The sequence below is a fragment of the Brevibacillus sp. JNUCC-41 genome (assembly GCF_014844095.1).
Taxonomy (GTDB): Bacteria; Bacillota; Bacilli; order Bacillales; family DSM-1321; genus Peribacillus; species Peribacillus aracenensis.
The window spans coordinates 4,667,817-4,690,027 of the sequence record NZ_CP062163.1 but is presented as its reverse complement, the minus strand read 5'-3'; the positions used below and the strand labels follow the sequence as shown (position 1 = coordinate 4,690,027).

The window sequence follows — 22,211 nt, the reverse complement described above, 5'->3', positions numbered from 1 at the left end:
ATTTCATGTTTAAGAAAAAGAAATGGTTAAAATTATCTTTGCTATCATTACTGGCTGTCATCTTATTAGCTGGATGCGGCGGGGGCAAGGAATCAGACAAAGCTGATGAGGGTGGAGGTAAAGACAAAGCAAAAGATGTTCTCGCACAAGTGAAGGAAAAGGATAAAATCGTTTTCGGGGTGAAAAATGATACAAGGCTATTCGGACTGAAAAATCCTAAGACTGGAGATGTAGAAGGCTTTGATATTGATATCGCCAAAGCTCTTGCAGCAGAAATCCTTGGTGATGAGAATAAAGTTGAATTTAAAGAAGTGACATCTAAGACAAGGATGGCATTATTGAATAATGGTGATATCGATGCGATTGTAGCGACCATGACAATCACGGAAGATCGTAAAAAAGAAGTTGACTTCACTGATGTTTACTTCGATGCCGGACAATCTTTGTTAGTCAAAAAGGGCAGTGATATTAAGGGTATTGATAGCTTAAAAGGGAAAAAGGTATTGGCCGTCAAGGGCTCTACTTCTTCCATAAATATCCGTGAAAAAGCTCCTGAAGCACAAGTGCTTGAATTTGAAAACTATTCCGAAGCGTTCGCCGCACTTAAATCCGGACAAGGGGATGCCTTGACCACGGATGATTCCATCCTTTATGGAATGGCGGATGAAGATCCAAGTTATGAACTTGTTGGCGGTACATTTACGGAAGAGCCTTATGGAATTGCCGTGAAAAAAGGAAATGCTGACTTTGTTGGCGAGTTGAATAAAGCTCTTAAGTCACTTAAAGATTCAGGCAAGTACGATGAAATCCATGATAAATGGATTAAACATTAAACATTTTAGCAAATGTATAAGGGAAGCTGGCCTTAAATAACATTTGAACATTTGTCTGTGGGGATGAGCGTTTTGCTCATCCTTACTAGTTAAAGGAGTGTACGCCGTGCTTGATTTCTCCATTTTAACAGAGAACCTGGATATGTATTTATTAGGCTTTAGAAATACGATCATGTCGAGTTTGATCGCGTTGGTAGCGAGTTTGATTCTTGGTGTGCTTATTGCTATCATGCGGATTGCGCCGATAAAGCCACTAAACTGGCTGGGTACCGCCTATGTCGAGTTCATTCGGAATATACCGTTATTGATCATAACCTTTTTCTTCTTTCTCGGTCTTAAACTTAGCGGTCTTTACGCAGGGACATTGGCCTTGACCATTTACACTTCATCTTTCATAGCTGAGGCAATTCGAGCGGGCATACTTTCCGTGCCAAAGGGTCAAATGGAAGCTGCCCGTTCTTCAGGCCTGACATATGGGCAGGCAATGAGGCTCGTCATATTGCCACAAGCCGTTAAAATAGTCATACCTCCTTTAGGGAACCAATTTATCAATCTAGTTAAGAATTCTTCCATTTTAGCCGTCGTTGCAGGCCTCGATCTTATGTACCACGGGGATTTGATTTCTTCAAGGACATTTGTCGTGTTTGATGTGTACATTTTCGTTGCAGCCTTTTACTTAATACTTACCATTCCTTTAAGTTTTGGCGTTGGTTATTTGGAAAAACGTCTGGCTAAGAGTAATTGAAGGAGGTATATGATATGGATTTTGCAGGTGCCTATACACCAGATAATCTTAAGTTTTTATTAGAAGGATTTTGGGTAACGCTCCAGGTAGCTTTTATATCCATCATTCTAAGTTTCATTATTGGCGGGCTTGTTGGTATTATCCGTTACGCAAAGGTGCCGGTGTTATCACAAATATTAGCTTTGATTGTAGAAACGATAAGGAATTTACCGCTGCTATTAATAATATTTTTTACGTATTTTGCTTTGCCGGAGGTGAGGATTAAACTGGAAATCATTCCAGCGGCCATTGTTGCCTTGACAATTTTCGAGTCTGCCATGCTTTCTGAAGTCATTCGAAGTGGACTTAAATCGATTGATAAAGGCCAAATGGAAGCTGCCCGTTCATCAGGCTTGAGCTATACACAGGCGTTGATACATATTATTCTTCCCCAAGCGCTGCGCCGCATGGTTCCTCCTATTGTCAGCCAATTCATTTCATTATTAAAGGATACCTCTTTAGCTGTTGTCATCTCTTTACCGGAGCTGACTCATCATGGTCAAATCATATATGGACAAAGTCAAAAGTACTTAATCCCAATTTTGATCCTTGTGGCTTTCATGTATTTCATTGTTAATTATTGTCTTTCTATGGTAGCCCAAAGACTTGAATTGAAACGAACCTAAAAAAACGACTCAGGAATGAGTCGTTTTCTACTTGTCTACAAAAGGAGGGATCGGATTGCTCTCACTTCGGGCCATCGTTATAAAAGAAAACTTGGATAGGCTCATGTATTTTTACATTTTTAATCAGGGAAGAGTCCCTAACCAGCTAGAAGAATTTGCGACACAACTGCCGAATAACCGGCAAGCTGAGACACCGCTAGATGCATTCGGCGAGAAGGATTGGCAGACAGTTGCGGAAAGGAAGCGGATTTCTGAAATCATCAGGAATAATAGAAGTATAAGTACACAAAAAACGAATCTTTTCCTTTTACTAACCGTATATATAAAGGAAGAAAGAAGGTGGAATATATGTCGGAAATCAAACTAACCAATAGCAAAGCTATAGTATCATTGATCATGGGGGTATTATCCCTGTTAATTCCATTCATAGGCATCATATTAGGTATTCTAGGTTTAATATTTGCTTCGAAGAGTAAACAAGAAATTAAGCTTACTGGTGAATCTGGAAAGGGATTAGTGACAGCTGGAAAAGTGTGCAGTATCATTGGGATAATATGGAATGTCATCTTGATCCTGATTTTCCTGATGTTTTTTTATTTCACAGTAAGTACGGACATAACAACCTTTTAAATCTAAGTATTAACCTAAAAAACTAAGAAAAGTAAATTAAACATATTTAAAATGGAAATTCATGTTATAATTAACTTAAAAACCTAAATATAGTATGAAGGGATGATATTTTGACCATTCAAATCTTTGAGTATCCAGCCGTATTCTATTATGAAAAGCACCCGTTGATTATCGATTCTTTTTCCGTTCAAGTTTGCTTCCCGGATTTTAGGCGAGAAGGAATTATTTCTTCCGTTAGCGGTAGGAATCGGGTAGATGCCTTAGCCTGTGCTCAAGAACTGTTGGAAGCCATGGTCGAACATTTTATTCACGATAAAAAAACAATCCCGGATGCAAGTGAAATGGAAAAGGTGAATCTGGATAGGGGAATTAATATTTGTGAGGCTGCCCCCTTCAGGATTGAAATAGAAAATATCACATATGAAAAATAAAAAAACCTTGTCGATTAGGGGACAAGGTTTTTATTTTGTATTTCTTTACATTCAATGAACATTTGAATGTCAAACCAAATTTTGTACATAGTTTATTATTTTTTGAGTAAGCTGAAGTCGACGGTGAAAATGATTCCACTGCATATTTGATAAACCATCATTGCCTGAAAAAGGAATGATGGTTTTTTGGTTCGCTTGAACCCCTTTAAATATTTTTTATTTTTGGGGAAAGGATATTGCGTTCTTTATAACGAATATGTATAGTATAGGTAACATAGGTAAAAAGTATCAATAGTTATTTATTTTGGAGGTGTATGTGTGAAATATTATATAGCATCAGACGAAAAAAATTTGAAGCAAGTAAGGTCATTGATCAAGAAATTGACTTCAAAAGGGTTTACTTGTGTGAATGACTTGAATTTAATTACGAATGATGAAAAAAACCAAATAAAGGACGGCATTGGAGAATATGAAAAAAAAGGGATTGAGGAAGCCGATTTCATGCTGATCTTCCTAACAGCAGGTAAAGGTAATCTATATGAGCTTGGATATGCTTTATCTTTAAATAAGAAAATTATAGTGTATTCACCCGAGAAAGACAATTATCATATTAATAAAAAATCAATATTTCATAATCTGCCCGAGGTTACAATCTGCAGCGGGACTTTTTATAAGCTGGTTAAATTGATACATACGCTTTCTCAGGAAGGATCTGAAAAAGATTCACTGCATCTAAAATGAATGTCAAATGTAAAATTTAAAGGATACCCTCAAATAAAATTTCTTTTGAACGAAGTGTTTAATGTAATGAAAATGAGGGTAAATACCATTAAAAAAAGGAGAGGACTGTTTTGGCCATTATTGATATAGACCAATTATTGTCAGCCACTGAAGCGATTGCGGAAGAGTCAGTTCCATTCCATCTTGATACATTTGACATCGATCAACTTTTAGATAAAACGGATTATTGGAATTGGTAAGGAAAAGCATGCCCAGAGAGGATATGCTTTTTTTTTGAGTGAAAAATAACCTGATTACCGGTATAAAATTATACATGTAATCAGGCAGGTGAGGATATTTTAGATAAATTTAAAAACGGCGTCCTTTTACGAATCCTAAAATCACAAACATCGCGATGGTGCCTATTACAAAAATTGCTTTAATGGATGTTAAGAGAATTTCATCGTACATTTGTATTACCTCCTTGTATGTAATGACAGTGCGATTATGATTAGCTGTTGATGTATAAATTATAACATAAAGTCAATAACCGATGGTGGGAAAATAAAGACGATATGGGTAATAATGTATAGGTTGTACAATTAAAACATAAAAAAAGATATCCTCTAAAAAGTGGATATCGGTATTGGATATTATTTAAGTCCAAGCGCTTTTTTCGTTTTTGGTCCGACGACTCCATCTGAAGTGAGCTTTTTGGATTTTTGGAAATTCTTTACAGCAATTTCAGTGTTTTTTCCAAATGACCCATCTACTCCTTTAGTGCTGTATCCAAGTTTAGTTAATCTTTTTTGCAGTTCAATTACTTGGGGGCCACTGCTTCCTTTCTTCAGGGAAGGGCTGGTATTTACGGGTAGGCTTACAGATCCGCTCACTTTATAGCCATTCGTGGCAGCTATGGTGGCAAATGATTTATTCGAACTGGCAATCAACACTACAGTGTTCATTTTCACCCTTTCGTACAGCCATTGAACATCATTGTTATACATACGAATACAACCGGCACTTATATATTTCCCAATGGTGGCAGGATCATTATTTCCGTGTATTGCGTAGGTATTTCCTGGTGTATTCCTTGCATTGATCCCCAGCCATCTTTTACCTAGAGGGTTTTTTGGGTCTCCGCCTCTAATGTTGCCTTTATAATAGGGACGATTCACAATCTTTGTCACTACCTTGAACTTTCCTTCAGGGGTGTAGGAGGCTTTCTTTCCTGTCGCCACGCTGAAAACCCTCACCAAATTATCATTTTCGTAATAGGCAAGCTGATTATTGGCTTTATTGATGATAATCAGTTGCCTTGCTGCCGCATCTGAAGTATTACTGAACCCAACAAAACTAAAAGCGAATATTAATATAAATACCATCAATTTCTTCATGTTTTTCCCCGTCCCTCATTTAAGCAACCTACATTTACACATACACTATCCTATGCATGAAGTGGAGCTAAAGTGACAATTTTTTAAAGTGGGGGTAGACTAAAAATATGTAATATTAAAATAAGGGCAACTTTCTGCTTTTTTGGCAAACGTAGAAATGATGGGCACTATTTTTGGCCATATTACATACATTATTGATGTGAAAGCGGAGGTGGGGAAGAATTGTCACGCCTAAAGGTGGAGGACTATCTAGAACAAGGCATCCATGGTCCAAAAGAAATCAAGCCTGGGGAACGCAGGGAATTTCTGGGCACATTACGGGAGCGCGTCGTCATCGTCCTAAAAAAAAGCCAAGTCTTTGAAACGAATGTATATCCGGAGATAGAGCAAATGATGAAGCAGCATCCCCGTTCAAATTTATTTTTAAATGGTCAGATGGACTATCAATATTTAGGGAAATATATAAAATTGGCAATGAGTCATAATATCCCATACAAAATTGTCCTGAATAAAGATCATAACTCCGACTTGGGTCTGGTATTAGCAGAACATAATGCCATAAATAAAGAGGAAATTTATATCGAGAAGAAATATCATATCCAGCAAGTTGTCAAAAAGAAAAGTTACAAAGCCTTTTTTAAAAGCATTGTTAAAAAATTATTAAACAAACGTTGATAGAATTATCAACGTTTTTATTTTGTGTACAAAAGGGGGATGGTCTCACCCGAACCATGATTTTAAAACAAAAATAGGTTATCCTTCTTGTTACCGTTTGAAATCAACAGGAACTTTTTGGAGGTTTGTGAAATTGAACTTTCATTTCCACTCCAGGCACTCGCTTTCCGCGGGCGGTCCGGGAGCCTCCACAGCGCTCTTAACGCCTATGGGGTCTCCCTTGGCGCGTTTCCGGCAGGAGTCTCGCGCCTTCCGTTCCAATCAACTGGAATGTTTTTTTAAAGTTCGAGGTAAACTTATTGGATTCAACTGAACACTTTTCATGAAAAAAACTAAAGCCAACCCGCTTCTCATAGAGGTTACTATACCTACTATCTGAAGCGTTGATAAGATGTCCTTTTTTTAAAAAATACTTCTAATTAGGATTACTAAGGATATAGCTCCTTAATTAAGTAACCCCTTTTCGTAATCTATAAAATTTCCTAAAATTCCCTATAATCGTTTTTACTACAGAATAAGTGGGGATAGCGATTAAAATGCCAATGAAACCGTAAATTGATCCAGCAGCAAGCAGCAATAAGATAATGGTAAGCGGGTGAATGTTAAGCCGTTTTCCCATAATATTCGGTGTAACCAAGTGCCCTTCGACCTGTTGAACAACGGTAAGGACAATGAGTACTTTCACTGCCAACCCAATGTCTTGCTGTAAGGCAATGAAAAGGGCAGGGATGATGCTTATTAAGGGACCAAGGAATGGTACAACGGTAAAAACCATGGCGAATATGGCTAATACGAGTGCATAATCGAGACCGATAATCAAGTAGCCGATATACATCAAAGTCCCAATGACGATTGATATGATGAATTGACCGATAATATAAGTTGAAAGGGCTTTATCGACATCTTTTAATATCGTGTTTCCCTCTGATTCAACATCGTTCGGTATATATTTTAATAGAAATGGTCTTAATTTATCTCCATCCTTCAAGAAATAGAATAAAATGAATGGTGTAATGACCAATACTGTTAATACACTCGTGATCGTGGAAAAAATGGTATTGACATTCACTATTAGTTTTTCCGAGTAATCTTTCAAATGCGTGACCGTTTTTTCTTTTAGATCTTCCATATTAACCATGCCAAAATCATTTTTCTCAATCATCACTTCAGATTCTTTAGAGAATTCCTTGACTTTGCTTGGAAGGGTTTCAGATAATTTTTGAAATTGGTCCACGATTACAGGACTTCCAAAGTAACTTACCATCCCAATCATGCTAAATATAATCAAAAACACGGTGAAGATGCTAATTGACCTCGGGATAAATTCAGTTAATAAGTTAACTACCGGCCGTAATATATAGTATAAAAGCCCAGCCACAATAATAGGGAAAAACATGGCAGCAATGATTTTTTGTAGCGGCAGCAGAACGTAATCAATCTTACCTAGTAAAAAAATAATTAAAATGATCAAAATGGTCGCGCATGCATATTTGAAAAACGGTTTATTGATCCACAAGACAATCCCCCCTAAATCCATCTCTTACTTGATTCCCTGATTTAGCTTAATGTTAAACTTTATAAACCGGCACCGATATTTTTTTGAAAATTAACCATCATTCACAGTGAAAGTCTTGTATTCAATTCCAACAGCTTCGTTTGGTTGCTGCTTTAGCTATCGGAATTCCAAAAAAGTATAAGAAATACGAATTCCAGCTTTTTAAATCAGGTGATTAGATTCAAAAGTGAAACATTCCAATCGAATTAAAGATGAATGATAAACGTTCATCATTACTTTTTCGTTTTCCTGCCTTTACGTGCATAAGTCCTCAATAAAGTCCGCCTATAAGGATTGCACAGCTAACTGCATTTCCCAAGGCTACTGCATTAGAAATGATCACAACTGTACGAGCAAACATTCCGGGGTGATGGCATATTCCATAAAATCTTCGGTTGTGTTACAGTTCAAAAAGATACACCGTAATAACCATAAACAAACAAAAAAGGCATCATCAAAGGTAAATTCCGTTTAGGGAAGTTTACTTGATAATGCCTTTTTGCAAGTTTTTAAATTAGGATATTTGACTTAATGTGTTCGTTACTCCTTGATTCTGTGCTCTTTGCATTTTTTTAATGTCGAGACGCAGCCAGATGGAGATGACGAATGCTATCGCTATTAATACTGCGAAAACGTAGAATACCGGGATGTAGCTGTTCGTACTTTCCCTGATTGCAGTAACCAACATTGGTCCGCAAACCCCGCCTAGAGACCACGTAGTTAAAAGATAACCGTGGATGGCCCCAATTTCCTTAGTACCAAATAAATCCCCGGCAAACGCAGGGAGATTTGAAAAGCCTCCACCATAACAACTAACGACCAGCAAGATGAGTCCTTGGAACAATAGTGTATTTGTAGTCGTTGGAAGTAACAGGAACGCTCCGATTTGAATGATGAAGAAAATGACAAAAACATTTGGACGGCCAATATAATCAGATGCTGCTGCCCAGCCAAGTCTTCCTCCGCCATTGAAGATTCCCATAATGCCGACTAATGTTGCTGCACCTGCTACAGACAGACCAACAACGTCTTGAGCCATAGGTGAAGCTACAGAAATCATCATGATTCCTGCACTTGTATTTATCAATTTCATGGACCATAACATCCAGAAGTGTTTCGTTTTAACCGCTTCTTTTGCAGTTAATTGTCTTAGGTCTTTCTTTAGTTCTTTCTTACCGGATTCAATATCTTTCTTCATTCCTTCAGGTAGCCAGTTGGCCTTTGGAGGTGCAATATAGGATGCACCTAAGAACATCAGTATGAAATAGCCTGCTCCTAAAATATAATAGGTAGTATAAATGCCAACGGATTCCATAAGGCTTGCAGCTACTGGGGCTGTAATGAGAGCTCCGGCACCGAATCCTAATACTGCCATTCCTGTTGCCAATCCCCGGCGATCTGGGAACCATTTGACTAAAGTGGATACTGGTGAAATGTACCCGATGCCCATGCCAAGTCCACTTAACACCCCATATGTCAATAGGTATAGCGGAAGTGAATCGACCATTACTGCTAAACCGGAACCGGCTTGTCCTAAACCGAATAATACAGCTGCGACCATAGCTGACTTTCTCGGACCATTTTTTTCCACGAATTTGCCAAAGAAGGCTGCAGAAGTTCCTGCAAGCGCCATCATTATTGTGAATGCTAACGTTACTTCAGTTTCTGACCACCCCATAGTCTCAACTAACGGTTTTTTGTATACGCTATAGGCGTACGCACCACCAATGGAAAGGTGAATGGCGATAGCTGATACAGCGATTAACCATCTGTTTTTTGTCATGTTGTTACCCCTTTTCGTCAAAAATAAGAAAGTTGCATGCGTTTTATCTATAATATCTCAATTTGCATGCGTTTTATCTATCTTGTGGGATAAGTATATAAGATTATTATTTAGTAGTAAACTACTAAATTGAATTTTGCGAAATTTCCCTCTTTATTCCATTTGATTAAAATTGGGAATGGCACGAAAAAGCCACTTTATAAATCTAAAAAAGTTATATTTTCTGAGGTGTTATATAATATATATACGTTTGTAGGTATCAGCTTTAAGTGTTTTTAGAGCACCTGTAATCACGGACTTGCTGCATATCTTTTTATTTATGTTTGCAAAAAGGAAAACGAATGAATTTACTAAAGGTGCCATGGTGAAATAACTAGAATTATTCTCATTGGATTTATTTTAATTATTTTGGTAAAATTAATCTAATATTCACTATTTCAGGACACCTTAGCGAACCATCGGAATTGATATTTTTTGAGAGATTTCAGGAATAATTCATCCTTTTTTCAGGAATCATAGTCTGGAAATCAAAAAAATTCCATTTATTTTGAAAAAATTCCGAAAATTTCGTCTTGAAGGCTTGAACTATGATTCATGATAGGAGTAAACTAATTAAAGATAGATTTTATGGAAGTGAAATCTTGTAAATTTAATCAACAAGGGGTTTTGGTAATGAAGGAACATGACATGCAAATCACGCTTAGTACAACAAAGAAAGAAAAGCCACAGGCGGACCAGCTTGAGTTCGGTAAGCAGTTTACCGATCATATGTTTATAATGGATTATACACAAGGGCAAGGGTGGCATGATCCAAGAATTGTTCCTTATCAACCGCTCTCATTAGAGCCGTCAGCTATGATTTTTCACTATGGTCAATCCGTTTTTGAAGGATTGAAAGCATATGCAACACCTGAGGATGAAATTATTTTATTCCGTCCGGAAAAGAATTTCCAACGCTTAAATAGTTCAAATAGCCGATTATGCATACCGGATATCGACGTTGATTTTGCGTTGAAGGCCTTAAAGACTTTAATTAGCGTTGATAAGGATTGGGTTCCCCAGGCAGAAGGGACATCCTTATATATCAGGCCATTCATTATAGCTACTGAACCATATCTAGGAGTTTCTCCATCGGATAAATATCAGTTCATCATCATCATGTCACCAGTGGGCTCGTATTATAAAGAAGGTATTCATCCAGTTAAAATTGCAGTGGAGTCAGCCTTCACACGTGCCGTTAATGGAGGTACGGGTGAAGCCAAAACGGGCGGTAATTATGCCTCGAGCCTGAAAGCCCAAGAAGTATCCGAAAAGATGGGCTATGCCCAAGTTCTTTGGTTAGACGGAGTAGAGAAAAAGTATATTGAAGAAGTTGGAAGCATGAATGTTTTCTTCAAAATAAATGGTGAAATTATCACTCCTGCTTTAAATGGAAGTATCCTTCCGGGTATTACTCGTGATTCCATTATCGAATTGCTGAAACATTGGGGCCTTCCTGTGTCGGAAAGACGCATTTCGATGGAGGAAGTCCATGAAGCCTATAAATTAGGTCAATTGGAAGAGGCCTTTGGAACGGGTACGGCCGCGGTCATTTCACCAATTGGTGAATTTTTGTGGAATGGTGAAGAAATGATTGTTCAAAGCGGGGAAACTGGAGAACTTTCTAGAAAGCTTTATGATACACTGACAGGTGTGCAAACAGGTAAAGTCGCAGACGAGTTGAACTGGACTGCGAAAGTAGAAGAAAAAGTGACTCAATAATACTTAAACAAAAAAACCTTCTTTGAAGGTTTTTTTTGTTTTCACATAATCATTTTGTTTCTTATGGCAACCGCGACGGCCTCTGTCCGATGATTCACTCCCAATTTCCTGATAGCAGAAGAAATATGATCTCTGACGGTAAATTCACTAACGCTCATTTTTGGTGCCATTTGCTTTAATCCCATTCCATTGGCTAAATATTGAAGGACCTCCACTTCACGTTTGCTTAGAAGGTAAGTGGGAGGGGCGGAATCCATTGTTGAACCGACAGCCAGTTTTAAATAATGGGAAAGCTTATTTAAATCATTCTTGGTAATTCGCTCGTTAGCGTGAATGGGGTCGACCAAAACTAAACCGATGGCCAAGTCATTCACAATTATCGGAATGATTGCCAATGATGAGATGGAAAATCTTTTAACGTATTTTGCAGGGATGGAGGATTTTGCATGCTGGATGGTTAAGTACATGGGTTTGTTATGGATGACTGCTTGGTGGATGGGGTATATATCATGAATATTTTCTCTAACATTATGTAATGAAAAGGTATCTTCACTTGTACATGCACAAATTCCTTCACCCATTCCCGTTAAACATGAATAACTGAATAAAGATGCTCGTTGAAATGAAAAAAAATCCACACAGCCCTTTACGATCATTTGTGATTTATTTGCCATATCTTTTTGTTGGGATATCTTTTTTACATGATTCAACAGAGTTTCCTCAAGCATTCGACTTTATTCCTCCCTACATTTTCAGTGCTAGGATAAACGCTACTAATATCTTACAATATAATGAAAACTCTTACAAATTTAAAAAATCCAGAGATTCAAAAGTTCAAAGTTCATAATTTCAAGGAGGCATTACCATGAAAAGAATGAATTTAACGACCACCAGCCGGAGTTTTAAAGAAGATTCCCTGCCATTTAAACTTTATCAAAAGGCAAAGAAATTCGGTATATGGAATCCTCGTGACATTGATTTCAACCAGGATAAAGAAGATTGGAAGTCATTTACTGATATTGAAAGGCAAGTGTTATTAAGGATCATTTCCCTTTTTCAGGGGGGAGAAGAAGCGGTGACTTTGGATTTGCTTCCCTTAATTATGACGATTGCCAAGGAAGGCAGGATTGAAGAAGAAATGTACTTAACGACTTTTCTGTTCGAGGAAGCGAAGCATATGGAGTTCTTTCGTTATACATTAGATCAAATAGGTGAAACGGGTGATTTGACGGTTTATCACTCAGACACTTATAAATCGATTTTTTATGAAATATTGCCTGAAGCCATGGAAAAACTTTTATCCGATCAATCCCCTGAAGCATTGGCAGAAGCAGCCACTGTTTATAATATGTTTACAGAGGGTGTGCTTGCAGAAACTGGGTATTTTGGGTTTTATCAGACCCTCGAAGCAAATAAAATGATGCCGGGTTTATTAAAAGGTGTGGGTCTTTTGAAGAAGGATGAATCACGCCATATTGCTTACGGGACCTTCCTTCTACAGAGAATCATCAGTGAACATCCGCATATCTTTAAACAGGTTGAAAAGCGAATGGAGGAACTTTCACCACTGGCCATCGCGTTAAATACTGAGGGATATGATCTGTTAGGAAATCCATTTGATAATGACCAACAAGCTATATTGAATTTTACCATGAAACAATTAACAGTACGGATGGAGATTTTAGCCAGGGCAAAAGGAAAGGGGATTGAAGAGATCTATCAAACTAACGAAAAGGAATATGGGGTTATATAAAGGATAAAAGAGACAAGCTTAGTGTCCATTTTACATTTCAAAATGACTGGCCATTAGAAACTTGATAGCCGGGCATGTACAATTCTTAATTGCGATTATAAACTAGTATATCTGAGGTGAAATTTTATGAAGGTAAACGCTCATTCGAATTTTTGGTTAAGGTCTTCAGTTTACAGTGGCACTAACACTCGTTCACTCATTCCGGCCCTATTCAATGGTTTCGGGGCCAAAAGGATTCTTCTCGTGAGTGATGCCGGCTTGGAAAATGCAGGTGTAGTTAAAAAAGTTGCCGAAACTTTTGAGCAACAGAAATTAGGTGCCAAAGCTGAAATAGTTGGACAGTTTCTGGATGTTACACAAGACGCAGCTAGTGAATGTGTAAACGAAGCATTGAAATATGCACGCGAAGTGAATGCCGATGCCATACTTGCCATTGGTGGAGGGAGTGTCATCGATACAGCAAAGGCATTGAAATTCGGATTATATAAAGGAATTACGGATATAAATGATTCGATACCAAGCGGTTATCTGTATGAGGGTTTTCCAAAAGCGCAATCCATGAATATCCCGCATATTTCCGTAGCCACAACAGCAGGGACCGGTTCTGAAGTATCCCCGATCGCAGTCATATATAATGAACGTAAAAAAGTCAAAATGAATATATACAATGTTTTTTTAAGTTCGGATGTTGCCATTCTAGATCCCGAATTAACAGTCGGGCTGCCATCTGACATTACGGCGTTTACTGGTGCAGATGCATTGACATATGCAATTGAAGCGATCGTTTCACCTGCAGCGACAACAATAACCGATGCGTATGCTTATCAGGCCATTCGAGTTATTGAAAGAAACTTACCGAGGGCCGTAAAGGACGGAACGAATATTGAGGCCAGAATGGAGATGCTTCATGGAAGCATGATGGGAATCACTGCATTTTGCAGTGCACTGAATGCGATTCCAGTTCATAACTTTGCCCACGCATATGGGGCGTTATTCCGTATTCCGCATGGTTTGGCTAATGCCGTATTATTACCGGTCGTCATGGAAACAAATCCGGATTTATATCTTCCAAAGGCCCATTTTATGGCCGAAGCTTTTAATGTGAAAATACATGATGAAGATTCAAAAGGGATCTTAGCGAAAGTGGTAGAAAAGCTCCGTGTTTTCCTATCTGATCTTGGGCTGCCTTCCGACTTCGGCGCCTATGGAATTGACCATTCAGATATGGGAAGAATTCTTAAAGCAGTAATGACGGATCCAGCTGCCACTAATTACCCGATGTCGGAGGAATTAATTATGTCAATAGCTTCAAGAGTTTCACCCGTGAGAATTAATTAATACTAAAAAAAGCCAGCCTATAAAGGTTGGCTCTTTTGCGTTGAGTAATGATTGCCATGTATTAAGTCCCGAAATTTTTCGTTCATTCAGTTCGTTTAATATATGATCTTTTGAATGAGCAACCCCAACCGAGATCGGCTCTTTTAATGTTTTTTTCCTAAGTTTTCCTGTGCCATCTTTATAAGTTCCTTGACCATGCCTCCGCCTAACTTTCCGCCTATTTTTCCATTCTGCTTGGAGGTCAGTTCTCCGTTATAATCCTTTTTCAGCGGTACGCCCATTTCTTTTGCTACTTCAAACTTTGCTTCTTCGGGATTCTTTGTACCAGCAACTTTGGCTTTTAGATCATCGAGTCCTTTTCGTGCTTCAGAAACTAGAATTTTCCTTCTCCTTGCCAATTTGCATCACTCCTATTTTTTTCTTAGGTTATCCCAATGTAAAGAAAATGATTAATAGGCAGATCGAAAGTTTTTAATTGAATTCCGATGAATTGGGATGCAGTCATAATCTCTTAACTAATGAAGTAATTATATAGGATACGATTGATTGAGTTTATTCCAGTCAGAAGAAGTTTTAGTTTATTCAAAGCGGGTAACATATAATAAAATGATGTAAGGAGAAAAATAATGCTGACTGCTAATTCAAGTTTGTTAACAAAAGAAGATATGACAAATCCCGATCGGGTGCCGCAATGGTTAATTAAAGAATATCAAACATTCCATAATACAGTGACCGATAAAACCTTTCCTTGTTATTTTGGTATGAAAGCTGAAAATAAAGGGGAACTTCGTTATGCTTATATCACCCAAGAAGATTGGTCCAATCTCCCAAAAGCAGTGGAAAGCTTTCTTGATTTATTTCAGGAACCACCATATATCAGGCATGGTCTTTTTGTCTTTATGGAGCCTGAATCGATAGAGGGTGATATAGAATTTTACCGTAAAAGGTTTTGGGATATCCTGCAATACCTGCATAAAGCAGATGAAAAACCTTGGCCAATCGAAACGCCGAAAGATCCCGAGCATTATTTATGGGACTATCATTTTGCAGGGGAACCAATCTTCGTCTTTGGTAATGCACCTGCTTATAAACAGCGCAAAACCCGAGATTTAGGAAATAGTCTTGTACTTGGATTCCAACCCAGGATGATCTTTGAAGGCCTGGAAGGAACGGAAAAAGGCGGAATCATGTCGCGTGAAAAGGTTCGGGAACGAGTGGAGAAATGGGATAACCTTCCTAAACATCCTGATATCAGTCACTTTGGAGATGTAAATCATAATGAATGGAAACAATTTTTCATAGGGGATGATATAGAACCGATAAAAGGTAAGTGCCCCTTCCATCATAAAGAGTTAACTTAACCGAGAGCAAATTGCTCTCGGTTTTTTCGTATCTTACTTGGAAGGCATTGGGGATAAAAAGTCAATCCGTGAAAATTCATGAAAATGGACATTTGAAAATAAAAAACAAATTTCTTGCCTTATTGGATTTTCGGTTTTATAATGTGAAAGTAGCAATTGCAGTTAATTCGAGATATATGGATTAAATGCTATTTTTTTAATAACATACAAAATTAACAATTGGGGGAACAAAAATGTCTAAAGTATTATTTGTTAAATCAAATGACCGCCCAGCGGATCAAGCTATTAGTGTCAAAATGTATGAAACGTTTCTGAACACATATAAGGAAGCAAATAGTAACGATGAAATAACTGAATTGGATTTATTTAACCTGAACTTACCTTACTACGGAAATACAGCAATAACTGCTCTATATAAACGCAGCCAAGGTATGGAATTGACTGAAGAAGAAGTGAAAATTGCCGATATCGTGCAACAATACTTGAATCAATTCCTTGCTGCCGATAAAGTAGTATTTGCCTTCCCACTATGGAATGCAACGGTTCCAGCACCATTGGTAACTTATATTTCTTATCTTGCTCAAGCGGGAACAACATTCAAATATACAGCTGAAGGCCCAGTCGGCTTAGTTGGAGGTAAAAAAGTGGCATTACTTAATGCACGCGGATCCGATTATGCATTGCCTGGAATGGATGCTGGCGAAATGGCAGAGAAATACGTAACGATGAATTTGAACTTATGGGGTATAACAAACCCAGAAACAGTCGTAATTGAGGGACATAATCAATACCCAGATCGCTCACAGGATATCGTTGCAGAAGGATTGGCGAAAGTGGCTGAAACTGCAGCAAAATTCTAATTATAAAAGGGGAAACCAGTATGTATTTTTAGCATACTGGTTTTTCTATGCAGATTTTTCTGAAAGTCGATTATAATAAAGGGTAAGCCTATAAGCATGAAAGGAAGTGCAGACAATATGAAAACTTTTAAATCACGTGACGAAATAAAAGTGGAAGAAACATGGAATTTAAAAGATATTTACGATGATGAGTCTAATTGGGAAAAAGATTATCAAGAAGTCCTGAAGATGACAGAGAAATTAAAAACTTACGATGGACATATTCAGTCAGCTCAAGATTTGTTCGAGTATTTACGATTAAGTGAGGAACTTGGGTACATTTATAACAAGCTATATGTTTTTGCCATGCTTCAAGCGGATTTGGATACACGGGTAACCTCATCACAAGCATTACTGGATCGGGCTGGTAAGTTAGGGCAGAAAATAAGCAATGCATCTGCATTTTTCATGCCTTTTCTTTTGAGCCTGGAAGAACGCACATTAAAAGGGTACATAAATGAAATCGAGGGTTTGAAATATTTTGAGGAGGATCTACTGGATTCCTTCCGCTATAAAGCCCATGTGTTAACGAAAGAACAAGAAGAGGTGCTTTCCCAAATAGGCGAAGCCTTTTCAGCACCTCAAAAAACGTTCGGGATGATAAACAATGCTGATATTAAATTTGGTGAAGTTACGAATGTAGACGGCGAGAGGGTAGAGCTGACGCGTGGAATGTATTCCAAATTGATTGAAGACGATGATCGCGATATAAGAAAAGAGGCCTATTTCGCCTATTATCAGCCATATGTACAATTGAAGAATACAATCGCTTCCACACTTTCCACAGCAATCAAGAATAATGTGAATCTGTCAAAACTAAGAAATTATCCATCTGCCTTGGAAAAATCATTATTTGGAGATCAAGTTCCAAAAGAAGTTTATGATAATTTGATTATGTCTACTAAGCAAAATATCGGACCCATGCATAAATACATTCATTTAAGAAAAAAATTGTTGGGTGTAGAAGAATTGCGTGCCTATGATTTAAGTGTACCATTAGTCGAAGGCGCTAAAGAGGAGATTTCCTACGATGATGGTTTTTCTTTGATGGTGGAGGCCCTGAAACCTCTTGGCGAAGAGTATATCACAATCCTGAAAACCTTTAAGGAAAAAAGATATATCGACGTCAGGGAAACACCTGGAAAACGTTCAGGTGCTTACAATTTAGGACTTTATGGCGTTCACCCTTTCATCTTATTAAATCACCGTGATGACTTAGATAGTGTATTTACACTTGCTCATGAATCTGGACATGGTATGCATTCATACTATAGCTCAAAATACCAACCGCAAATAAGTGCTGGGTATTCCATTTTTGTCGCGGAAGTTGCTTCCACTGTGAATGAAATCCTTTTGATTCGCCATTTAATTAAGACTACAAAAGATGTACAGAAGAAAAAACACTTACTTAACCATTTCATAGATAGTTTTAAAGGTACATTCTTCACACAGGTGATGTTTGCGGAGTTCGAAAAGATCGTACATGAAAAAGCTGAAAATGATGAACCTCTAAATGCCGAGGTTTTTAATACAGCCTATGAATCGATATTTCGTGCTTATAATGGAGATGAAATAATTTTCGATGAAGAAGTGAAGTATGGCTGGTCACGCATCCCACACTTTTATCGTCCGTTTTATGTCTACAAATATGCTACTGGTTACGTTTCGGCCATTACTATCGCCGATAAGATCCTTTCTGGGGACAAAAAAACACTTGAAAGCTATTTGACATTCTTAAAAAGCGGGAGTTCCGATTTCCCATTGGAGCTGCTAAAGAAAACAGGCGTAGATTTAACTAAACCTGATCCTATCGAAAATGCAATGAAGATTTTCAGCGATCTGGTCGATCAATTCACTGATTTGTCCGAAGGTTAATCTAAACCATTTCTTCCAAAAGAGCCCATGGTGTGATGTTATAAAAAATGGTATAGTTAAAACATTGGCGTAGGAAAGGCCCAATCAATAGATTGGGCCTTATTTTATATGCTGAAGAAACAGGTTATTCGCGAAAAAAGTCATGGTGACAGCGTTATTTTAAACATCGGAGCCTAGCCAATGGGCCAGTTTCTTTGTACTTCAATGGCATATTTTGTGAGGAAAGTGAAAAATGAATTCGACAGTTAATTATATAAAAGAATGGCAGCAGGCACTACAACTTGAGATCCTGCATTTGAAAAAGTATGGCAGCACAAAATACCTGGTTTCAAACGGCCATCTGCTTACAAGTGACGGTTCTTTCAATTATTATTTTGAAACAGGTTCATCAATAAAAATCCCTGTCGGTTCCCTCGTTCGACTGGAATGGGGAGGGATTAAACAGGATGGAAGAATCCTTTCATCAGAGGGGAAAAGTATAATCGTTGTTTTTGATCGTTCTTTAGGCGATATGATAGGTGAAGCCTTTTTATACCATGATCCCTGGGAATTGCTGGAACAATTGATTATGCGCTTGGATGAAATCAAGAGAAGCAAAAGGAAAAGGCTTCGGATCAAGCGCCTGATGGATCCGTCCATGCCGCAAAAACATCCATTAAATGAAAAACAAAGTAGTGTGAAAGAATTATATGCGCGCTCGAAGTTCAATCCTGTCACTTTTGTTTGGGGACCCCCTGGTACAGGAAAAACCTATACCTTGGCTCGTACAGTAGCCAATCATTATTTACAAGATAAAAAAATTCTGGTTTTGTCCCATAGCAACCAGGCTGTCGATGTTATGATGGCTGAAATTTCATCATTCATTAAAAAGAAAGATCGTTTCAAAGAAGGCGATGTGCTTCGCTATGGATCTCAAACCGGTGAATCACTAGCCAACCATGAAGATATTGTTACAGGGCAATTATTAGGGAAACATGAACCGACATTAGTTAAAGAAAAAGAAGAGCTTGGCGAAGAAAAACGTCTATTAAAGTATGACTTGGCAGGGTCATTCAGTAAAAGGGATACAGATCAATTAATTGAGATAGAGAAAAAGCTGGCCAAAGTCTTGGAGAAAATCCGCCAAAAAGAGGTTCAATTCGTAAAAGAAGCAAAAGTCATCGGAACGACCTTAGCTAAAGCCGCAAATGATGAAACGGTTTATCAAAAAGAGTATGACCTGGTTATTTTGGACGAAGCGAGTATGGCTTACGTACCTCAGGTAGCTTTTGCTGCAGCGTTAGCCAAGCATATTATCGTTTGTGGTGATTTCAAACAATTGCCACCCATAGCTTCGGCTCGCGATTCCCTCGTGAAACTTTGGCTGAAGGAAGACATATTTCATCGGTCCGGTGTTGCCCAGTCTGTTGAAGAAGGAGAACTCCATCCTCATTTATTCCTATTAAAGGAACAGCGCCGCATGCATCCGGATATTTCAGCATTCACTAATCGTGTCGTATATAACAATTTTGTTGGCGATCATAAAAGTGTTTCGACTAGCAGGGAAGGCATAATGCTGTCGGAACCGTTTGCCAATAAGGCAACAGCACTTCTCGATACTAGCTTAGCAGGGGAATATTGCATTACTGAACGGACATCCCATTCGAGAATGAATGTATGGCAATTGCTTTTATCTTTTCAACTGATTCATGAAGCTTATATGGGCGGATCAAGGTCCATTGGTTATGTTGCCCCTTATCGTGCTCAGGCAGACTTGATGGAAAAACTATTGGATGACTTATATGGGAAAGAACGGAAAACGGCGGATATCATCGCTGCAACTGTACATCGTTTCCAGGGAAGTGAACGTGAGATGATGATCTTTGACACAGTTGATAGTTATCCGCAAAACAGGGCTGGAATGTTATTGACAGGGAGAGAAAGTGAAAGGCTCATTAACGTGGCCATAACAAGGACTAAGGGTAAGTTCGTACATGTATGTGACACTTCATTTGTCAACAAACACGTTTATCGCAGCAAAACACTTCGTCAGCTTGTCGATCATCAAATTCAAAATGATCAGATTGTATCAAAGAAAGACATTGGAAAATGGGTTAAACACCAGCACCCGAAATTGCAATGGATGCATGCCCGTAAATTGGGGGACTTTCAGGAAGATATTGAATCAACAAAACAAGAGATGGTTATTGCTGTTCCAGATTTGAACAGTTTGTCAGAAGAATGGCAGCAATATTTGATGAAACGAAACCCTACAGTGAAATTGACGACCATTTCTGCAAAAAGAAACCCTGATATCAACGCTGATCATTTTATTTGTTTACCTGTTTCCTTTTCCTTTATCATCTTTGATAAAAGAGTTGTCTGGCTAGGTTTGCCCGTCGAGTCCAATAATCGGGTCCAGCCCCCATTTATAGCGGCTCGTTTGGATTCGCAAATAATGGCGGATGAATTACTATCTCAATTCAAAAAAAGTGAATAACTTCGAAAAGGCCCTTAAAAAGGGCTTTTCTTTATATGCATTTCTTCCAAAAAAAACCTCGATAGAATAAGTGAAAAAATGACTCCTTAAGCCAGCACCTGCGCAATTAATGTATTAAACCAAATACCTCGCTAGAATATATCATCCGCTTCTACTCCCCGATTTAGTTTCAGCCCCTCATAATATCCGTTAAAGGCTGCAAACTAAAATAACAAAGCAAGCGTTTCAAGCGACTTTCGACTAATTATGATTTACCATTAAGTTACGAAAGCCAAGAAAGGCGGTAACAAAAAATGAAACTGAGCATTTTGGATCAATCCCCAATTGCATCCGGACAGTCAGCACAAGAAGCATTGCAGGCATCATTACAACTAGCACAAGAAGGGGATAGACTGGGTTATAGCAGAATCTGGTTAACTGAACATCATGATCTGCCGGGATTGGCCTGTTCCGTTCCAGAGGTTTTGATAAGCTACATTGGTGCACAAACAAAAAATATCCGGATTGGATCAGGGGCAGTGCTGCTTCCGCATTATAAGCCATATAGGATAGCAGAGACTTATAATATGCTTGCAACACTTTTTCCAGGACGGATTGATATGGGACTGGGGCGTGCTCCTGGTGGCTCTGCCGAAGCAACGATGGCATTATCCGATAATTTCCTTCAGAATGTTTACAAAATGCCAGAACTTGTTCAAGAACTGTTGTATTTTCTAAGAGATGAATTTCCAAAAGAACATCCTTTTTCAAATCTCTCTGCTGCTCCTATCCCAATGGAACCGCCTGAACCATGGATATTGGGGACAAGTGGGAAAAGTGCAAAACTTGCCGCTGAGAATGGCATTGCATACGCGTTTGGTGAATTCATGAGTGAAAATGATGGCGTGCAGAGTTTTCACCAGTACCGTGAGGACTTTCAAACAAAAGGGTTACTTAAAGCACCTAAAACGATTGTTACGGTTTCGGCCATATGCGCAGAAACCGAGGAACATGCAAAAGAAATCGCTCTTAGCAACATTCTATGGAAAATTCAAAGTGGTCAAGGGGAAAGAACGCAGGTTCCAAGTATTGAAGAGGTAAGGAACCATGTTTGGACTGAAAAAGAAAAAGCATTGATGGAAACCTTGGATAAAAAACTGATTTTTGGTACCCCTTTACAAGTGAAGAATCGGCTTTTGGAGATTCAGGAGAAATATCAAGCTGATGAAATCATGCTGATTACCATCACTCATAAGTTGGAGGATCGGCTTAATTCGTTTCGTTTGATTGCCAGGGAAATTCTTAACAGTTAATCCGAGCATTTTATGTGCA

At 38.3% G+C, this 22,211-nt stretch carries 22 protein-coding genes; 17 read left to right on the top strand and 5 right to left on the bottom strand.

Annotated elements, in window-relative coordinates; genetic code table 11:
• Window positions 1-5 precede the first annotated feature (5 nt).
• The 8 genes from JNUCC41_RS22710 (at window position 6) to JNUCC41_RS27170 (ending at window position 4,284) form a co-directional block, all read left to right on the top strand.
• A complete protein-coding gene (locus JNUCC41_RS22710) occupies window positions 6-833 on the top strand; it encodes a transporter substrate-binding domain-containing protein (RefSeq protein ID WP_192204962.1) in 828 nt (275 codons plus the stop codon).
• Between the two features lie 106 nt (window positions 834-939).
• Entirely contained in the window at window positions 940-1,578 is a 639-nt protein-coding gene (locus JNUCC41_RS22705) for an amino acid ABC transporter permease (RefSeq protein ID WP_076369568.1), read from the top strand.
• Between the two features lie 14 nt (window positions 1,579-1,592).
• On the top strand, window positions 1,593-2,243 hold the full coding sequence (locus JNUCC41_RS22700; protein ID WP_192204961.1) for an amino acid ABC transporter permease: 651 nt from the start codon (window positions 1,593-1,595) through the stop codon (window positions 2,241-2,243).
• Window positions 2,244-2,298: 55 nt separating this feature from the next.
• Entirely contained in the window at window positions 2,299-2,610 is a 312-nt protein-coding gene (locus JNUCC41_RS22695) for a hypothetical protein (RefSeq protein WP_192204960.1), read from the top strand.
• Window positions 2,592-2,873 (top strand): DUF4190 domain-containing protein, encoded by a 282-nt coding sequence (locus JNUCC41_RS22690; protein ID WP_192204959.1) that lies wholly within the window; start codon window positions 2,592-2,594, stop codon window positions 2,871-2,873. Before JNUCC41_RS22695 ends, JNUCC41_RS22690 begins: the two co-directional genes overlap by 19 nt.
• A 110-nt stretch (window positions 2,874-2,983) precedes the next feature.
• A complete protein-coding gene (locus JNUCC41_RS22685; protein WP_076369562.1) occupies window positions 2,984-3,304 on the top strand; it encodes a type II toxin-antitoxin system HicB family antitoxin in 321 nt (106 codons plus the stop codon).
• A gap of 291 nt (window positions 3,305-3,595) precedes the next feature.
• Complete coding sequence (locus JNUCC41_RS22680) at window positions 3,596-4,045, top strand: nucleoside 2-deoxyribosyltransferase (RefSeq protein WP_342615839.1); 450 nt, start codon at window positions 3,596-3,598, stop codon at window positions 4,043-4,045.
• A 110-nt stretch (window positions 4,046-4,155) separates the two neighbouring features.
• Window positions 4,156-4,284 (top strand): hypothetical protein, encoded by a 129-nt coding sequence (locus tag JNUCC41_RS27170; RefSeq protein WP_260398137.1) that lies wholly within the window; start codon window positions 4,156-4,158, stop codon window positions 4,282-4,284.
• A 393-nt stretch (window positions 4,285-4,677) separates the two neighbouring features.
• Here the strand turns inward: JNUCC41_RS27170 and JNUCC41_RS22675 are convergent, their stop codons facing one another.
• Window positions 4,678-5,421, bottom strand: a complete 744-nt coding sequence (locus JNUCC41_RS22675; RefSeq protein ID WP_192204957.1) for a L,D-transpeptidase family protein — start codon at window positions 5,419-5,421, stop codon at window positions 4,678-4,680.
• 222 nt (window positions 5,422-5,643) lie between these two features.
• On the opposite strand from JNUCC41_RS22675, the gene JNUCC41_RS22670 reads away from it, so the two are divergent.
• Window positions 5,644-6,096: a YueI family protein gene (locus JNUCC41_RS22670; protein ID WP_228467420.1), complete on the top strand. Its 453-nt coding sequence runs from the start codon at window positions 5,644-5,646 to the stop codon at window positions 6,094-6,096.
• A 448-nt stretch (window positions 6,097-6,544) separates the two neighbouring features.
• Here JNUCC41_RS22670 and JNUCC41_RS22665 read toward each other — a convergent pair whose 3' ends face one another.
• Both JNUCC41_RS22665 and JNUCC41_RS22660 read right to left on the bottom strand, forming a co-directional pair.
• The gene (locus JNUCC41_RS22665; RefSeq protein ID WP_192204956.1) at window positions 6,545-7,612 is read right to left on the bottom strand and encodes an AI-2E family transporter; all 1,068 of its coding nucleotides are present in this window, start codon (window positions 7,610-7,612) and stop codon (window positions 6,545-6,547) included.
• Window positions 7,613-8,165: 553 nt separating this feature from the next.
• Window positions 8,166-9,434 carry an L-lactate MFS transporter gene (locus tag JNUCC41_RS22660; protein ID WP_192204955.1) on the bottom strand — a complete coding sequence of 423 codons (1,269 nt, stop codon included), beginning with the start codon at window positions 9,432-9,434 and terminating at the stop codon, window positions 8,166-8,168.
• A 672-nt stretch (window positions 9,435-10,106) separates the two neighbouring features.
• On the opposite strand from JNUCC41_RS22660, the gene JNUCC41_RS22655 reads away from it, so the two are divergent.
• Window positions 10,107-11,195, top strand: coding sequence for a branched-chain amino acid aminotransferase (locus JNUCC41_RS22655; RefSeq protein ID WP_141994439.1), 1,089 nt, complete (start codon window positions 10,107-10,109; stop codon window positions 11,193-11,195).
• Window positions 11,196-11,236: 41 nt separating this feature from the next.
• On the opposite strand, the gene JNUCC41_RS22650 is transcribed toward JNUCC41_RS22655, so the two are convergent.
• Window positions 11,237-11,923: a response regulator transcription factor gene (locus JNUCC41_RS22650; protein WP_192204954.1), complete on the bottom strand. Its 687-nt coding sequence runs from the start codon at window positions 11,921-11,923 to the stop codon at window positions 11,237-11,239.
• A 137-nt stretch (window positions 11,924-12,060) separates the two neighbouring features.
• Between JNUCC41_RS22650 and JNUCC41_RS22645 the strand changes: the two genes are divergently transcribed.
• Window positions 12,061-12,948 (top strand): R2-like ligand-binding oxidase, encoded by an 888-nt coding sequence (locus JNUCC41_RS22645; protein WP_192204953.1) that lies wholly within the window; start codon window positions 12,061-12,063, stop codon window positions 12,946-12,948.
• A 126-nt stretch (window positions 12,949-13,074) separates the two neighbouring features.
• Window positions 13,075-14,286 carry an iron-containing alcohol dehydrogenase gene (locus JNUCC41_RS22640; protein WP_192204952.1) on the top strand — a complete coding sequence of 404 codons (1,212 nt, stop codon included), beginning with the start codon at window positions 13,075-13,077 and terminating at the stop codon, window positions 14,284-14,286.
• 143 nt (window positions 14,287-14,429) lie between these two features.
• Here JNUCC41_RS22640 and JNUCC41_RS22635 read toward each other — a convergent pair whose 3' ends face one another.
• Entirely contained in the window at window positions 14,430-14,684 is a 255-nt protein-coding gene (locus JNUCC41_RS22635) for an alpha/beta-type small acid-soluble spore protein (RefSeq protein ID WP_076369546.1), read from the bottom strand.
• 228 nt (window positions 14,685-14,912) lie between these two features.
• Here JNUCC41_RS22635 and JNUCC41_RS22630 point away from each other — a divergent pair, with 228 nt between their 5' ends.
• The 5 genes from JNUCC41_RS22630 (at window position 14,913) to JNUCC41_RS22610 (ending at window position 22,192) form a co-directional block, all read left to right on the top strand.
• A complete protein-coding gene (locus JNUCC41_RS22630) occupies window positions 14,913-15,647 on the top strand; it encodes a YqcI/YcgG family protein (RefSeq protein ID WP_192204951.1) in 735 nt (244 codons plus the stop codon).
• A 233-nt stretch (window positions 15,648-15,880) separates the two neighbouring features.
• Complete coding sequence (locus JNUCC41_RS22625; RefSeq protein WP_192204950.1) at window positions 15,881-16,507, top strand: FMN-dependent NADH-azoreductase; 627 nt, start codon at window positions 15,881-15,883, stop codon at window positions 16,505-16,507.
• A gap of 117 nt (window positions 16,508-16,624) precedes the next feature.
• Complete coding sequence (pepF, locus tag JNUCC41_RS22620) at window positions 16,625-18,421, top strand: oligoendopeptidase F (RefSeq protein ID WP_192204949.1); 1,797 nt, start codon at window positions 16,625-16,627, stop codon at window positions 18,419-18,421.
• A 232-nt stretch (window positions 18,422-18,653) separates the two neighbouring features.
• Entirely contained in the window at window positions 18,654-20,900 is a 2,247-nt protein-coding gene (locus JNUCC41_RS22615; protein ID WP_192204948.1) for an AAA domain-containing protein, read from the top strand.
• A 293-nt stretch (window positions 20,901-21,193) separates the two neighbouring features.
• Entirely contained in the window at window positions 21,194-22,192 is a 999-nt protein-coding gene (locus JNUCC41_RS22610; protein WP_192204947.1) for an LLM class flavin-dependent oxidoreductase, read from the top strand.
• Window positions 22,193-22,211 lie beyond the last annotated feature (19 nt).

Bases quoted from the DNA above. Each gene is read 5' to 3' on its own strand.
- JNUCC41_RS22655 (WP_141994439.1), top strand. From the start codon at position 10,107: ATGAAGGAACATGACATGCAAATCACGCTTAGTACAACAAAGAAAGAA.
- JNUCC41_RS22645 (WP_192204953.1), top strand. From the start codon at position 12,061: ATGAAAAGAATGAATTTAACGACCACCAGCCGGAGTTTTAAAGAAGAT.
- JNUCC41_RS22700 (WP_192204961.1), top strand. From the start codon at position 1,593: ATGGATTTTGCAGGTGCCTATACACCAGATAATCTTAAGTTTTTATTA.
- JNUCC41_RS22690 (WP_192204959.1), top strand. From the start codon at position 2,592: ATGTCGGAAATCAAACTAACCAATAGCAAAGCTATAGTATCATTGATC.
- JNUCC41_RS22610 (WP_192204947.1), top strand. From the start codon at position 21,194: ATGAAACTGAGCATTTTGGATCAATCCCCAATTGCATCCGGACAGTCA.
- JNUCC41_RS22630 (WP_192204951.1), top strand. From the start codon at position 14,913: ATGCTGACTGCTAATTCAAGTTTGTTAACAAAAGAAGATATGACAAAT.
- JNUCC41_RS22640 (WP_192204952.1), top strand. From the start codon at position 13,075: ATGAAGGTAAACGCTCATTCGAATTTTTGGTTAAGGTCTTCAGTTTAC.
- JNUCC41_RS22625 (WP_192204950.1), top strand. From the start codon at position 15,881: ATGTCTAAAGTATTATTTGTTAAATCAAATGACCGCCCAGCGGATCAA.
- pepF (WP_192204949.1), top strand. From the start codon at position 16,625: ATGAAAACTTTTAAATCACGTGACGAAATAAAAGTGGAAGAAACATGG.
- JNUCC41_RS22675 (WP_192204957.1), bottom strand. From the start codon at position 5,421: ATGAAGAAATTGATGGTATTTATATTAATATTCGCTTTTAGTTTTGTT.
- JNUCC41_RS22710 (WP_192204962.1), top strand. From the start codon at position 6: ATGTTTAAGAAAAAGAAATGGTTAAAATTATCTTTGCTATCATTACTG.
- JNUCC41_RS22650 (WP_192204954.1), bottom strand. From the start codon at position 11,923: ATGCTTGAGGAAACTCTGTTGAATCATGTAAAAAAGATATCCCAACAA.
- JNUCC41_RS22660 (WP_192204955.1), bottom strand. From the start codon at position 9,434: ATGACAAAAAACAGATGGTTAATCGCTGTATCAGCTATCGCCATTCAC.
- JNUCC41_RS22615 (WP_192204948.1), top strand. From the start codon at position 18,654: ATGAATTCGACAGTTAATTATATAAAAGAATGGCAGCAGGCACTACAA.